At 68.1% G+C, this 13,907-nt stretch carries 11 protein-coding genes; 5 read left to right on the top strand and 6 right to left on the bottom strand.

From position 1 onward, the window contains the following. The first annotated feature begins 34 nt into the window (after positions 1 to 34). Positions 35 to 1,264, top strand: a complete 1,230-nt coding sequence (locus tag PHLH3_RS18300) for an acyl-CoA dehydrogenase (RefSeq protein ID WP_173179121.1) — start codon at positions 35 to 37, stop codon at positions 1,262 to 1,264. Positions 1,265 to 1,337: 73 nt separating this feature from the next. On the opposite strand, the gene PHLH3_RS18295 is transcribed toward PHLH3_RS18300, so the two are convergent. From PHLH3_RS18295 to PHLH3_RS18280, 4 genes are all read right to left on the bottom strand, one after another. Further along, positions 1,338 to 2,366, bottom strand: coding sequence for a MerR family transcriptional regulator (locus tag PHLH3_RS18295; protein WP_213625265.1), 1,029 nt, complete (start codon positions 2,364 to 2,366; stop codon positions 1,338 to 1,340). Between the two features lie 74 nt (positions 2,367 to 2,440). Next, complete coding sequence (locus PHLH3_RS18290) at positions 2,441 to 2,647, bottom strand: hypothetical protein (protein WP_213625264.1); 207 nt, start codon at positions 2,645 to 2,647, stop codon at positions 2,441 to 2,443. A 6-nt stretch (positions 2,648 to 2,653) separates the two neighbouring features. Continuing rightward, positions 2,654 to 3,649 (bottom strand): TerC family protein, encoded by a 996-nt coding sequence (locus PHLH3_RS18285; protein ID WP_213625263.1) that lies wholly within the window; start codon positions 3,647 to 3,649, stop codon positions 2,654 to 2,656. A gap of 500 nt (positions 3,650 to 4,149) precedes the next feature. After that, complete coding sequence (locus PHLH3_RS18280) at positions 4,150 to 5,520, bottom strand: phosphate ABC transporter substrate-binding/OmpA family protein (protein WP_213625262.1); 1,371 nt, start codon at positions 5,518 to 5,520, stop codon at positions 4,150 to 4,152. Between the two features lie 294 nt (positions 5,521 to 5,814). On the opposite strand from PHLH3_RS18280, the gene PHLH3_RS18275 reads away from it, so the two are divergent. Next, positions 5,815 to 6,141: a YegP family protein gene (locus PHLH3_RS18275; protein WP_173179111.1), complete on the top strand. Its 327-nt coding sequence runs from the start codon at positions 5,815 to 5,817 to the stop codon at positions 6,139 to 6,141. 96 nt (positions 6,142 to 6,237) lie between these two features. Here PHLH3_RS18275 and PHLH3_RS18270 read toward each other — a convergent pair whose 3' ends face one another. Continuing rightward, on the bottom strand, positions 6,238 to 6,447 hold the full coding sequence (locus PHLH3_RS18270; protein ID WP_213625261.1) for a hypothetical protein: 210 nt from the start codon (positions 6,445 to 6,447) through the stop codon (positions 6,238 to 6,240). 294 nt (positions 6,448 to 6,741) lie between these two features. Continuing rightward, on the bottom strand, positions 6,742 to 7,554 hold the full coding sequence (gene xthA / locus PHLH3_RS18265; RefSeq protein WP_213625260.1) for an exodeoxyribonuclease III: 813 nt from the start codon (positions 7,552 to 7,554) through the stop codon (positions 6,742 to 6,744). A gap of 134 nt (positions 7,555 to 7,688) precedes the next feature. Here xthA and PHLH3_RS18260 point away from each other — a divergent pair, with 134 nt between their 5' ends. Genes PHLH3_RS18260 through PHLH3_RS18250 form a run of 3 tightly spaced genes read left to right on the top strand, consistent with a single transcriptional unit; the run spans position 7,689 to position 13,752 of the window. Then, positions 7,689 to 8,342, top strand: coding sequence for a GNAT family N-acetyltransferase (locus tag PHLH3_RS18260; RefSeq protein WP_111261235.1), 654 nt, complete (start codon positions 7,689 to 7,691; stop codon positions 8,340 to 8,342). 35 nt (positions 8,343 to 8,377) lie between these two features. Continuing rightward, on the top strand, positions 8,378 to 10,108 hold the full coding sequence (locus PHLH3_RS18255; RefSeq protein ID WP_213625259.1) for an autotransporter assembly complex family protein: 1,731 nt from the start codon (positions 8,378 to 8,380) through the stop codon (positions 10,106 to 10,108). Continuing rightward, positions 10,105 to 13,752 (top strand): translocation/assembly module TamB domain-containing protein, encoded by a 3,648-nt coding sequence (locus PHLH3_RS18250; RefSeq protein WP_213625258.1) that lies wholly within the window; start codon positions 10,105 to 10,107, stop codon positions 13,750 to 13,752. The genes PHLH3_RS18255 and PHLH3_RS18250 overlap by 4 nt, the downstream gene beginning before the upstream one ends. The last annotated feature ends 155 nt before the right edge of the window (positions 13,753 to 13,907 follow it).

Raw genomic sequence — 13,907 nt, 5'->3', positions numbered from 1 at the left:
TACCCAGAAAACATCCGTCAGAAGGTAGCTCCGCATGGATTTCGCCTACTCCCCCAAGGTTCAGGAACTGCGTGAACGCGTCACCGCGTTCATGGACACCTACGTCTATCCGGCCGAGCCGGTATTCGAGCAACAGGTCGCAGAGGGTGATCGCTGGCAGCCCACCGCGATCATGGAAGAGCTCAAGGCCAAGGCCCGCGCCGAGGGCCTGTGGAACCTGTTCCTGCCCGAGTCCGAACTCGGCGCCGGCCTGACCAACATGGAATACGCGCCGCTGGCCGAGATCATGGGACGCTCGCTGCTCGGCCCGGAGCCGTTCAACTGCTCCGCGCCGGATACCGGCAACATGGAAGTCTTGGTGCGCTATGCCAACGAAGCACAGAAGAAGCAATGGCTGGAGCCGCTGCTGCGCGGCGAGATCCGCTCCGCCTTCGCCATGACCGAGCCGGGCGTGGCCTCCTCCGATGCCACCAACATGGAAGCCCGCGCCGTGCGCCAGGGTGACGAATGGGTGATCAACGGCCGCAAGTGGTGGACCTCCGGCGCCTGCGACCCGCGCTGCAAGATCCTCGTGTTCATGGGCCTGTCCAACCCGGACGCGCCGCGCCACCAGCAGCACTCGATGATCCTCGTGCCGGTGGACACCCCCGGGGTGAAGATCCTCCGTCCGCTGCCGGTGTTCGGCTACGACGACGCCCCGCACGGCCACGCTGAAGTGCTGTTCGAGGACGTGCGCGTGCCCTACGAGAACGTGCTGCTGGGCGAGGGCCGTGGCTTCGAGATCGCCCAGGGTCGCCTCGGCCCGGGCCGTATCCACCACTGCATGCGCTCCATCGGCATGGCCGAGCGCGCGCTGGAACTGATGTGCAAGCGCGCCGTCAGCCGCACCGCCTTCGGCAAGCCGCTGGCCCGCCTGGGTGGCAACATCGACAAGATCGCCGACTCGCGGATGGAGATCGACATGGCCCGCCTGCTGACCCTGAAGGCGGCCTACATGATGGACACCGTGGGCAACAAGGTGGCCAAGAGCGAAATCGCCCAGATCAAGGTCGTGGCGCCCAACGTCGCCCTGCGGGTGATCGACCGCGCCATCCAGATCCACGGCGGCGCCGGTGTCTCCAACGACTTCCCGCTGGCCTACATGTACGCCATGCAGCGCACCCTGCGCCTGGCCGACGGCCCGGACGAAGTGCACCGCGCGGCGATCGGCAAGTTCGAGATCGGCAAGTACGTACCGAAGGAAATGCTGCGCAGCGGCCATTGATCGCCCGCGCAGTAACGAAGAGGCCCGCACGGGAAACCGTGCGGGCCTCGTTCGTTTCAGGTGGCGGAACTCTTCAGCGGCGCGCGGCCATCAGGTGCCCCATGGCCTGGCGCAGGTAGTCCAGCAGCGCGTCGCTGGCCCAGGAGCCGTGGCGCAGTTCCGGCTCCTGCACCAATGCCTGGCGGATCTTCTGCTGGGTGGCCGGATCGTCCCCGGCATAGGAGCGGAACAGCTCCAGCCAGCGGCGGGCGAGGGCCAGGGTGGCCGGGTCGTCAGCCGGAGCGCCGGATTCCATCTGCTGGTGCACCTCGGCGATCAGCGGCGGCCATTCGTGCATGCGCGTGCCGTAGTTGGCTTTGAGGAAGGCGAATTCCTCGGGCGTCAGGTAGCGCTGGTAGATCGCCAGCTTGGTCTCGCTGAAGGCCTGGACCACGTAGGCCATGGTCTGTGGGGTGATGCCGGTCTGCTCCCGCAGCGCCGGCTCCGCCTCGTGCATGGCGTTGAGCTTGGCGAACAGCACCGGATTGGCGCCGGTATCCGCTTCGAGCATGGTCATCCAGGTGCGCGAGAGTGCCTGCGCCTCGTCCGCCTGGGGTGGCACGCCCCTGGCGATCAGCGCCTGGACCCGTGCCACGAGCGCGGCCCATTCGCGCCGCCGCGCCTCGTCCGCGTACAGGCGCAATTCCTTGAGTTCCCCGGGGGAAAAATAGCTGTCGTACATGTTCATCAATTCCAGAGTGGTGAGCCATTCGGAGAGCTCCGGCTCCTGGCCGCTCTGCAACTGGCCACCGAGGGTGGCCAGGCGTTCGCGCAGGAGCTGCCGGTGGGCGATTTCCCTATCGAGCTGGCGGATCTGCTGCTCGATGAGCGGGGCAAGCGACACCGGCGCCTCGTCCAGCCACGCGCCGATCTCGCCCAGGGACAGTCCCAGCTTGCGCAGGACCTGGATCTGGTGGAGACGGGCGATGTCCGTGCGGCCGTAGAGGCGGTAACCGGAACCCGAGCGCGCGGAAGGGCGGAGCAGGCCGATCTGGTCGTAATGGTGCAGCGTACGCACGGTCAGCCCGCAGCGCTTGGCCAGTTCACCGACTTTCAAAGGCATGTCCTTGTCTCTCCTCGCGTGCCTGGCGGCATCCTCGGGCCTGACGTCGCGTGAGGGTCAAGCACGATCTGGAGTCATTCCTGAAGGGGCTGGGAGGGTTCCTGGGAAACGGCGTTGGCAGCATCGCGCTGCTGGCGCAGCCACTCCAGGCGCATGTGCAACTGGGCGGCGAAGGTCCGCGCGGCGAGTTCTTCGTGGAAGCTCACCCCGCGTTGGCCCATCTTTACCTGCCAGATCACCCGACCTCGTTGTTCGAGCACTACGATCTGCACGTCTCGCATCGATTCTCAGTCTCCGGCTGATGAAGCCTGCGGGCGGTCGCGGGTCTTGAACAGGGACAGCAGTACGCCACCGGCAAGCAGGCCAAAGGTTACGCCAAGGGAGAGCAGTGCGGGAATCTTGCCGATGAATCCGTGCAGGAAGATCTTGCCGCCGATGAAGATCAGCACCAGGGCGAGGGCGTACTTGAGGTAGACGAAGCGGTGCATCAGCGCGGCCAGGGCGAAGTACAGCGAGCGCAGGCCGAGGATGGCGAAGATGTTCGAGGTGTAGACGATGAAGGGGTCCTGGGTGATGGAGAAGATCGCCGGCACGCTGTCGACGGCGAACACCAGGTCGGCCAGTTCGATCAGCACCAGGGCGAGGAACAGCGGGGTGGCCCAGAGCAGGGTGTGGCCGGAGGCGTCCTTCAGGCGCACGAAGAAGTGCGCGCCATGTATCTCGTCGGTGACCCGCATGTGCCGGCGCACGAACTGCAGCACGCGGTTCTGCGACAGGTCGCGCTCGGCCTCTTCGCGGCTGAACAGCATCTTCACACCGGTGAACAGCAGGAAGGCGCCGAAGATGTAGAGGATCCAGTCGAACTCCTTCACCAGCGCGGTGCCCAGGCCGATCATCAGCGCACGCAGCACGATCACCCCGAGGATGCCCCAGAACAGCACCCGGTGCTGGTAGCGGCGGGGGATGGCGAAGAAGCCGAAGATCATCGCCATGACGAACACGTTGTCCATCGACAGCGATTGCTCCACCAGGAAGCCGGTGTAGAACTCCAGTGCCGCCTGGGCGCCCAGCTCGAACCAGACCCAGCCACCGAAGGCGACGCCCACGGCGAAGTAGCCGCTGTAGAGCAGCAGGCTCTCGCGCATCTCGATTTCATGCTGGTCGCGGTGCAGGACGCCGAGGTCGAACACCAGCAGGCCGATGACGATGGCCATGAACACCAGCCACAGCCAGGTGGCGGTGCCCAGGAAATCCGCGAACAGGAACGTGTGCAGAGCTGACATGAGCCCCTCCTTGCTTGTCGTGCTGAATGCTCAACAGTGACTCCGACATGGCGGGTGCAAACCGTCAGAGGGGCCCGGCGTCACATGAGGGAAGGCTAGCGCAGCGATGGAATCAGGAAAACCGGCAACGTTTCATTTCATTGCGCGCGGTCAAGGTTATCGACTGCGGAAGGGGCGGGGAGTGCGAAGGGAATGTTCAGCCGTGCTTTCCGGGACGAGGTGCCCGGCCTTCCACGAGGTTCATCGATGCGGCGTTCCAGGCACGGTGACGTGCCGCGCAGGACTCCGTCTGGTGGAGGTAAAAAGCGACCTCCACCCTACACATCGGTCATGTCCGGCGTGGGGCATTCACAGGGGCGACTGTTGGGGCGACTGTAGGGGCGACTTCAGTCGCCAAGCGGCGCACAGCGCCGCCATTCCCAAACCTCTGGCCCAAAGAAATCGCCCCCGTCCGGAACCGATCCGGACGGGGGCGAGGATGACGCTGGATGTCGATCCGATCAGTAGACCCAGACTTCCACACGGCGATTCTTGATGCGGCCTTCCTCGCTGTTGGCGGCCACCGGCAGTTCATCGCCCAGGCCGGTGATCTCGCGGAAGGACACACCGGCCTTGGCCAGCTCGCGGCGCACGGCCATGGCGCGCAGCTTGGACAGGAGGGCGGCGCGGCCCGGGTCGGCCTTGGGGTCGCCGAAGCCCACCAGGGCCACCTGGTTGCTCAGCTTGCCGTTTTCCTTCAGGTAGTCCAGCACGCGCTCGACATCGCGCAGGGCCTTGTTGTCGAGGTTGGCGCTGCCCTCCTGGAAGCGGAAGTTCACCGACAGGCGCTGGGCGTCGCGGGCCAGCTGCTGGTAGTCCCTGGGCATGTCGGGCTGGGCGGCGACCTTCACCGCCTGCACCGTCTGCGCGACGAAGCCGGTCTGGGCGACGATCGCCTGGCCGCGCGGGCCCTGGGCGAAGCGCACCAGGGCCTGGGCCCAGGGATTCTTCTCGCCGGGCTTCATATAGAAGAACAGGCGGCGCGAGAGCGGGTAGTCCTCGGTGGCGATCTGCGTCACCGACGGCGCCATGGCCTGGGATTCGCCATCGGCGATGGCTGCGGCGCGGGACTTGCCCACGGAGGCCAGGCCGACGAAGCCGATGCCGGCGGCATCGGCGCTGACGGCTTCGGAGAGCTTGTCGTTGGATTCGAAGCGCTTGGCCGAGGCAGCGAGGCTCTTGCCGTGGGCGGCCAGCACCAGTTCCTTGAAGGTGTCGAAGGTGCCGGACTTGTCATCGCGGGCATACAGGTGGATGGCGCCGCCCTTGCCGCCGATCTCTTCCCAGGTCTTCACCTCGCCGGCGAAGACGCGTGCCAGCTCCTCGGTGCTCAGGCTGGTCAGGGTGTTGCCCGGGTTGACGACGATGGCCAGCCCGTCGATGGCGATCACATGCTCGCCGTAGCGGCTCTTCAGGTCGCCGAACACCGAGAGGTCGCCGGCCTCGGCGTCCTTGATCGGGCGCGAGGACGCGGCGAGATCGGCACTGCCGTCCTTGATGGCGACGAAACCGGTGCCCGAGCCGTGGGCGGCCACGGTGATCCGCACTTCCCGGCCGTTGGGCGCGCTGCCCACCAGTTGCACTTCGTTTTCCTGGGTGCCGGGCTCCTGGCGGATGCCGCCCAGGCCTTCCTCCTCCATGAGGCCGCGTACCAGGGCCGGGCCGAGCTTGGCACCGATGGTGTTGGAGCCCTGGATGCGCAGCACCGGGTTCTTGTCGGCGGGCAGGGGCAGGGCGGCGAACACCGACCAGGGCAGGGCGTAGCAGACGAAACCGAGCAGCAGCAGGCTGAGGGTCCGGCTCCAGATATCACGTTCACAGAGGTCGCGCATCGTGCGGCGGGCCTTATCGCTAGGGGTGGCTGGGAAATGCCGCGAGATTAAGTCAGCGAGGTGACGAAGATATGACAGGGCGCGCTGCCCTGGGCCCTTTCCGGCCCCCGCATGGACCAGGGCCTACGCCGGATGCCCCGCTCGGCCGGCATACCGCTCGCGGGGACGTCGGTATGGTTTGCAACTTTGTCTGGCCGGGCGGCAGGCAAGGAAGCTCAAGCGTCCCTCGCTCGCCCGTGCCAGGCACCAGGCCTCGTTTTCGGGGTGCATCCACGCGTAGCTAAGGAGTTGGAAATGGCTAGTTGGTTCGAGCTGAAGAAGTATGGCAATGGTGAATATCGCTTCCGCCTGAAGACCCGGGAGGCGCAGGTCGTGCTGCAGAGCGGCCGCTACCCCTGCCGGGACAGCGCCGAGAACGCCATCGCGCTGTTCCGCAACCATTGCGCCAACGAGGATCGCTACGAGCGCCGCATGGCCACCGGTGGCAAGAACTATTTCCGCCTCAAGGCCGGGCGCGAGGTGATCCTCGAAAGCCACCTCTACGATTCCGAGCCGACCCTGGACGCGGCCATCGAGAACATCATGACCCTCGGCACCACGCCGAAGATCGAATTGGTCTGAGTGCGGCGCAACTGAAAAAGCCCATCGCGAGATGGGCTTTTTTTTGCCTCCGTTTCCGGGCTATCGCCCATGCCTAGGGGCGGCGAGGTCGGCATCCTAGAGCCGGATGACGTCTTCGGCGAGGTATTCCAGGCAGGTGAAGGCGCCCGCCAACACCTTCGTCGAAGGCGTGCCGTGATCAGGAATGGCCGCGAGGAAACTGAGCATGTCGAGCAGTGCCCGCAGACGACCGTAGGCCGCTTCATGGTGGGACAGGTAGCTCAGATCGCCTTTCAGGTGGGGCGGAATCGAGGTGGTGATGGTCATGATTGACTCCCGTCTCTTCAGAATTCCGCGCCCTGACGCCAATCAGGGTGGGTGGACCGTACAGGTTGGCGTTCCGGGACAAGAGAACCGGCGCATCGGAAGATGCCCTGCACGGTCCACCCATAAAACGGGTGCGACCATGCCAGGCACCGAGCCATGCTCAGTGCCTTCTCAAGTCTGGTCGGGACGCCAATCCCGGCTGCCCAGGGTGGGCAGCGGGGCAACGTTAGGGGCTCGGGCGGGGGTGTCAATTGCGGGAGTGGGAGGGAAGGATCGATGGCGAGCGGAGCGCCATCAGCTCAGCTCCAGCCAGATCGGCGCGTGGTCGGAGGGTTTCTCCATGCCGCGCAGCTCGTAGTCGATGCCGGCGTCCCTGATTCGTGCCTGCAGCGGGCTGGTGGCCAGGATCACGTCGATGCGCAGGCCGCGCTTGGGGTCGTCCTCGAAGCCGCGGCTGCGGTAGTCGAACCAGCTGAAGCGGTCGTTCACCTCGGGGTGGAGGTGGCGGAAGCTGTCCACCAGGCCCCAGTTCTTGAGGGTCGCCAGCCATTCGCGCTCCTCCGGGAGGAAGCTGCACTTGCCGGTCTTCAGCCAGCGCTTGCGGTTCTCCTCGCCGATGCCGATGTCGCAGTCTTCCGGCGAGATGTTGATGTCGCCCATCACCACCAGCGGCTGGTCCGGCTGGAAACGGCCCAGCAGCAGTTCCTGCAGGTCGGCGTAGAAGCGCTGCTTGGCGGGGAACTTGATCGGATGGTCGCGGCTCTCGCCCTGGGGGAAGTAGCCGTTCATCACCGTCACCGGGTTGCCCTGGGCATCGGCGAAGGTGCCGTAGATGAAGCGGCGCTGGGAATCCTCGCCGTCGTTGGGGAAGCCCTTGTGCAGGGCCAGCGGCTCCTGGCGCGAGAGCAGGGCGACGCCGTAGTGGCCCTTCTGGCCGTGGTAGTGCACGTGGTAGCCGAGCTTGCGGATGTCCGCCTCGGGGAACTGGTCGTCGGCGACCTTGGTTTCCTGCAGGCCGATCACGTCCGGCTGATGCTTGGCGATCAGCGCTTCGAGCTGGTGAGGACGCGCACGCAGGCCGTTGATATTGAAAGAAACGATCTTCATGACTGAGCCACCCTGGAAAAACGCCGATCCTAGCCCATCGTCGGCACGCCCTGCCACCCGTGTGGCGAGGCCCTGGGGGCGGTGCTACCTTGCCTGTGGGCCTGATAACCACATAACAAACGAGGTCACCGTGAATGCCTGGATACGTTCCCACCGCGCCGGTCGAAGTCCGCATGCTCGACGGCGGCTATGCCCGCGAGGCCCGCTCGCTGCTCTACCACGCCTACCGCCACGAACCCACCTTCGCCTACCTCTTCGAGGCCGAGCGCGCCGGCTATGACCAGCGCGTGCGTGCCACGGTGCGCGAGCTGGTGCAGCAGCATTTCCTCGAGGACCTGCCGGCCATCGGCCTGCTGATCGAGGACCGCCTGGTGGGCATCGCCCTGATCGCGCCGCCGCAGCGCCGGCTGGACATCACCGAAAGCTGGGGCTGGCGGCTGCGCATGCTGATGACCACCGGCTTCCGCTGCACCAAGCGCTACCTGGAGTACCACGACGCCGTGCTCGCCTGCCTGCCGCCCGGGCCCTACCACGTGCTGCCGCTGCTGGGCATCCACCCGCAGTTCCAGGGCAAGCACCTGGGCGAGAAGCTGCTGCAGGCGCTGCACGACTGGTGTGCCGAGGACGCCGGCTCACAGGGCGTGGTGCTCGATACCGGCAACGCGCGCTACCTGGATTTCTACAAGCGCCAGGGCTACGAGGAGATCGGCGAAGTGGCCCTCGGACCGGTGCGGGAGCACGTGTTCTTCCATCCCAACCCGACGCCGGCGCTGCAGGCGAACGCCTAGGAAGACTCCCGGCAAGCCGTGCTAGCATCCCGCGCATGAATGTGTGCCAAGGATTGCGTGGGCTGCTCGCGCTCGGATTGTCGTGCCTCTGTTCGACCGCGCTGGCCAAGGCCTCGCTGGACGTCAAGGTGACCCCCGCCAATGCTGCGGTGAAGGCCAATATCGAGGCCTTCATCGGCAGCCTCGGTGACCGTGACGAAATCGCCCTGCGTCGCTACCGCCGTGCCGCCGAGGAGCAGGCACGGCAGGCCGTGCAGGCCCTGGGTTACTACCAGGCGGAAATCGACAGCCGCGTACTACCGGGCGACGACCCCAGGCTGCAGCTGGACGTCGTGCCCGGCGAGCCGGTGCGCCTGCGCAACGTGAACGTGCGCGTCGACGGGGAAGCCAGTGCCCTCAAGGCCTTCCGCGTGCCCGGGAGCAAGGCGCTGAAGCCTGGCCAGCCGCTCAACCACGGCGCCTACGAGGACGCCAAGAAGCTCATCCAGAACCAGGCCCTGCGCTATGGCTTCTTCGATGGCGCCTTCACGTCCCAGCGCCTCGATATCGATCCCCGTGCCGGCGTCGCCGATATCGAACTGGTGTACGCCAGTGGCCCGCGCTACGACCTGGGCCGCGTCAGCTTCCAGGGCGACACGCCTTTCGACGAAGAGCTGTTGGCGCGACTCGTGCCCTTTTCCCCCAACACGCCCTATGACGCCGACCTGGTGGCCAAGCTCAGCCAGAACCTGCAGGCCAGCGGCTATTTCGACGAGGTGCGGGTGGACGCGCTGCCCGACCCGGAGGAGGGCCGGCGGATACCGGTCAAGGTCCAGCTCGGTGCGGTCAAGCCGCGCACCATGGGGCTCGGGGTCGGTTTCTCCACCGACGTCGGGCCACGCGCGCGGGCCAACTGGACGCGCCACTGGGTCAACCCCCAGGGCCATCGCCTGGGCGCCGAGACCGAAGTGTCCGCGGCGCGGCAGAACGTCGGTGCCTGGTACGAAATCCCCCTCGACCCGCCGCTGACCGACAGCCTGCGTTTCACCAGCGGCTTCCAGCGCGAGGAACTGGTGGACGTCGAGAGCCGCCGCTTCACCCTCGGCACCCAGTGGCAATCGAAACTGCCGGACGACTGGCAGCGCGTCGTCTCCCTGCGCTGGGAGCAGGAGAGCTACGACTTCGGCGACGGCAGCCCGGATGGGCGCAGCAGCTTCCTCATTCCCGGTATCGGCTACAGCGTCACCCGCAGCGACAACCGCCTCGACCCCAGCCAGGGCTACCACCTCCAGGCGGACCTGCGCGCGGCCAAGGAAGGCATCCTTTCCGATGCCGACATGACCTACGCCAGCGCCCTGGCCAAGGGGCTCTACACCCTGCCCGGCGGGCACCGGGTGCTGGCGCGGGTGCAGCTCGGCGGCATCGCCACCACCGACTTCGGCGCCATCCCGCCCTCGCTGCGCTTCTTCGCCGGCGGCGACCAGAGCGTGCGCGGCTACGACTACCAGACCCTCTCCCCCGAAGACCGCCAGGGCAACAAGGTCGGCGGCCGCTACCTGGTGGTGGGCAGCGCCGAGTACCAGTACCCGGTGGCCGAGCGCTGGCGCATCGCCGCCTTCGTCGACCGGGGCAACGCCATGGACTCGCTCAACGCTGCGATGAAGACCGGTGCCGGCATCGGCGTGCGCTGGGTATCGCCGGTGGGGCCGATCCGCCTCGACCTGGCCAAGGCGCTGGACGACCCCGGCGGCTTCCGCATCCACTTCTCCATGGGCCCCGAACTGTGAGGCGCGGCCTCAGGCTCGGCCTGCTCGCGGTGGCCGGCGCTCTCGCCTTGTCGCTGGCGGGCGTCGCTGCGCTGCTGTTCAGCGAAGCCGGCGGCCGCTGGCTGCTGGCGCGGGTGCCGGGCCTCACCGTGGAAGGCTTCAGCGGCACGCTCGGTGGGCGCTGGAGCGCCGAGCACCTGGCCTGGCAGCAGGACGGCGACAGCCTGTCGATCACGGCCCCGGTACTGGAGTGGTCGCCTGGGTGCCTGCTCCAGCTGACCCTGTGCATCGACACGCTTGCGGCCGAGGCCGTGGCCCTGAGCCTGGCCCCGGGCGGCGAGCCTTCCGACGAGCCACTGCAACTGCCGGCCCTGGACCTGCCCCTGGCGATCCGCCTGGGCGAGGTGCGCGTGCAGCGCTTCGAGCTGGACGGCAGCGAACAGCTCAGCGGCCTGCACCTGCGTGCCCAGTGGCTGGCCGACGGCCTGCATATAGAGGAAGCCGGCCTGCGCCTCGGTGATCTCGCCCTGGCGCTCGAGGGCACCCTGCAGCCTCGCGACGGCTGGCCGCTCGAGGCCAGCGGCAGCCTGCAATTGCCCGCCGTCGACGGCCAGCCCTGGTCCCTGGCCCTGGAGGCGAAAGGCGACCTGCAGGGCACCCTCGTGGCCCATGCGACCAGCAGCGGCTACCTGGCCGCCACCCTCGACGGCCAACTGCAGCCCCTGGCGCCGCACCTGCCCGCCAGCGCGCGCATCAGGGCCGCCGCCTTCAAGGCCCAGGCCGAGCTGCCGGACACCTTGACCCTGCAGCGCATCGAGCTGGACGCCAAGGGTGACCTGCAACAGGGCTACGCCGTGCAGGGACGCGCCAACCTCCCGGGGCAGGGCGGTGATGTCGCCCTCGATCTCGCCGGCAAGGTCACCGCCGCCGGGGCCGAAGTCCAGCGCCTGCTGCTCAGCGCCGCCGCCGAACAGAGCGTGCAACTGCAGGGGCGCATCGACTGGCAGCAGGCCCTGGCCATCGACGCGCAACTGGCCTGGCGCGACTTCCCCTGGCCGCGCCTCTACCCCCAGGAACAGGAGCCGCCTGTGGCCCTGCAACGACTGGACGGCGAGGTGCACTTCAGCGAAGGCCGCTACCAGGGCCAGATCGACGCCGCGCTCAAGGGGCCGGCCGGCGACTTCAGCCTGGCCAGCCCGTTGCAGGGCGACCTGGCCCGCGTGGAGCTGCCCGACCTGCAACTGAAGGCCGGGCAGGGCAAGGCCCGGGGCCGCCTGCAACTCGGTTTCGCCGATGGCCTCGACTGGGACACCGCTCTCGCCCTCGACGACCTCGACCCGGCCTACTGGCTGGCCGAGCTGCCGGGGCGCCTGGCCGGCACCCTGGCGAGCCAGGGGCGCTATCGCCAGCAGCTCGAACTCAAGGCCGACCTCGACCTCAAGGGCCAGTTGCGCGGCCAGCCGGCGCTGCTCAAGGCCGTGGCCGAGGGTGCGGGCCAGCGCTGGGAGCTGGGCCAGCTGCAGGCCCGCCTGGGCGACAACCGTATCGACGGCAAGGGCCGCCTCGACCAGCGCCTGGATGGCCAGCTGGACATCGCCCTGGGCCGGCTCGGCCAGCTCTGGCCCGGCCTGTTCGGCGGCCTCACCGGCAAGCTGGTGGTAGCCGGCAGCGCCGACGCGCCCCAGGGGCAACTGGATCTCAAGGGCGAGCGTCTCGGCCTGCGTGACCAGCGCCTGCGCCAGCTGACCCTGCAGGCGCGGCTGGATGCTCGGCAGAACGGCACCCTGCAACTGGACGCCAGCCAGCTCCAGACCGGCGACAAGGCCCTGGGCGACCTCAGCCTCAAGGCCTCGGGCGACCGGCAACGGCAGCAACTGGATACCCGCCTGCAAGGCCCCTTGCTCGACCTGCAGCTGGCCCTCGACGGCGTGCTGGACCAAGGCGATTGGCGCGGCCGGCTGAGCCGGGGCGAGCTGCAAAGCGGCGGCCAGGACTGGCGCCTGGAACAGCCTGCGAAGCTGCAGCGCCTGGCCGATGGACGCCTGGAGCTGGGCGCCCATTGCTGGCGCTCCGGCCCCGCCAGTCTCTGTGGCGGCGACCAGCGCCTGCTCCCCGAGCCGAAGCTCGACTACCGCCTGCGCGACTTCCCCCTCGACAGCCTGGCCGAATGGCTGCCGGACGACTTCGCCTGGCACGGCACCCTCGATGGCGACCTGCAGCTCGAACTCCCGGCCCGTGGCCCCAGCGGGCGCGTGCAACTGGATGCCAGCAACGGCGTGCTGCGCCTGCGCGAGGAGGGCAGGGACGGCAAATGGGTCGACTTCCCCTACCAGGCCATGCGCCTGGAAAGCACCCTGCGGCCCCAGGGCATCGACAGCCGCCTGCTGTTCCAGGGCGAGCGCCTCGGCCGCCTGCAGGTCGACGCGCGCATCGACCCGCGCCCGCTGCGCAAGCCACTGTCCGGCGACTTCCGCCTCGAGGGCCTGGACCTCGCCGTGTTGCGCCCCTTCGTCACCGGCGTCGAGGAACTGGAAGGCCAGCTGGACGGCGCCGGCACCCTGGGCGGCACCCTGCTCGCGCCCAACGTGCTGGGCCAGGTGCGCCTGCACGGCGGCAAACTGGCCGGCGGCGACCTGCCGACCCGCATCGAGGACCTGACCCTGGATGCCCGCATCGCCGGGGAAAGCCTGGAGTTGAGCGGCGCCTGGCGCAGCGGCGAGAAGGGCCGCGGCACCCTTTCCGGCACCCTGGCCTGGAGCCAGGGCCTGGACATGGACCTGGCGGTGCGCGGCAACGCGCTGCCGGTGGTGGTCGAGCCCTACGCCAATCTGGACGTGGACCCCGACCTGCGCGTGCGCATGGCCGACCAGCGCCTGGCACTGACCGGCAAGGTGCGGGTGCCCCGGGGGCAGATCAAGATCCGCGAGCTGCCGCCCCAGGCCGTCAAGGTCTCGCCGGACGCGCACCTGGTGGGTGAGCAGGAGGACGAGCAGGCGCCACTGCAACTGGCCATGGACGTCGACGTCGAAGTGGGCCAGGAGCGCCTGTCCTTCAGCGGCTTCGGCCTCACCGCCGACCTCGTCGGCCACCTCAAGGTGGGCGACAACCTCGCCGGGCGCGGCGAGCTCAACCTGAAGAACGGCCGCTACCGCGCCTATGGCCAGCGCCTCGACCTGCGCCGGGCACGGCTGCTGTTCGCCGGGCCGCTGGACCAGCCCTACCTGGACGTCGAGGCGGTGCGCAAGATCGGTGACGTCACCGCCGGCATCCGCCTCAACGGCCGCGCCGACGAGCCCACCACGCAGGTCTTCTCCACCCCGGCCATGAGCCAGGAGCAGGCGCTGTCCTACCTGGTGCTGGGCCGTCCGCTGGAGCGCGGCAGCGACGGCAACGCGCTGGGCCAGGCGGCACTGGCGCTGGGCTTGTCCGGCAGCGCGCCGCTGACCTCGGAGCTGGCGCAGAAGCTCGGCCTCAAGGACTTCCAGATCGGCGACGACGGCGCCACCGGCGTGCTCACCGACCGCCTCAGCATCCGCTACGGCCTCGGCGTGCTCGAACCCACCAGCGTCGTCGCGTTGCGCTACGAACTCACCAAGCGCCTGTACATCGAAGCCGCCAGCGGCCTCGCCAGCTCCCTGGACCTGTTCTACAAGCGGGATTTCTGAGCGGGCAGGGCAACCGACGTCGAGGTGAACTCAATGCAAGCACGCAGGATGGGTAGAGCCAAGCGAAACCCATGCGGATCGGCACGGTTTGACCGGACGGTTGGTGTAGGGGCGAATTCATTCGCCCATGGGCAACGCTGTGGCCCCGGTGGCCG

The organism is Pseudomonas sp. Pc102, from assembly GCF_018408275.1.
Lineage (GTDB): Bacteria > Pseudomonadota > Gammaproteobacteria > Pseudomonadales > Pseudomonadaceae > Metapseudomonas > Metapseudomonas tohonis.
Note: the sequence above shows the minus strand (reverse complement) of the source record. Positions and strands in the feature narration are given on the sequence as shown.

What these genes read in the sequence shown, in the direction of transcription:
- PHLH3_RS18300 (WP_173179121.1), top strand. Translation starts at nt 35, where the DNA reads ATGGATTTCGCCTACTCCCCCAAGGTTCAGGAACTGCGTGAACGCGTC.
- PHLH3_RS18295 (WP_213625265.1), bottom strand. Translation starts at nt 2,366, where the DNA reads ATGCCTTTGAAAGTCGGTGAACTGGCCAAGCGCTGCGGGCTGACCGTG.
- PHLH3_RS18290 (WP_213625264.1), bottom strand. Translation starts at nt 2,647, where the DNA reads ATGCGAGACGTGCAGATCGTAGTGCTCGAACAACGAGGTCGGGTGATC.
- PHLH3_RS18285 (WP_213625263.1), bottom strand. Translation starts at nt 3,649, where the DNA reads ATGTCAGCTCTGCACACGTTCCTGTTCGCGGATTTCCTGGGCACCGCC.
- PHLH3_RS18280 (WP_213625262.1), bottom strand. Translation starts at nt 5,520, where the DNA reads ATGCGCGACCTCTGTGAACGTGATATCTGGAGCCGGACCCTCAGCCTG.
- PHLH3_RS18275 (WP_173179111.1), top strand. Translation starts at nt 5,815, where the DNA reads ATGGCTAGTTGGTTCGAGCTGAAGAAGTATGGCAATGGTGAATATCGC.
- PHLH3_RS18270 (WP_213625261.1), bottom strand. Translation starts at nt 6,447, where the DNA reads ATGACCATCACCACCTCGATTCCGCCCCACCTGAAAGGCGATCTGAGC.
- xthA (WP_213625260.1), bottom strand. Translation starts at nt 7,554, where the DNA reads ATGAAGATCGTTTCTTTCAATATCAACGGCCTGCGTGCGCGTCCTCAC.
- PHLH3_RS18260 (WP_111261235.1), top strand. Translation starts at nt 7,689, where the DNA reads ATGCCTGGATACGTTCCCACCGCGCCGGTCGAAGTCCGCATGCTCGAC.
- PHLH3_RS18255 (WP_213625259.1), top strand. Translation starts at nt 8,378, where the DNA reads ATGAATGTGTGCCAAGGATTGCGTGGGCTGCTCGCGCTCGGATTGTCG.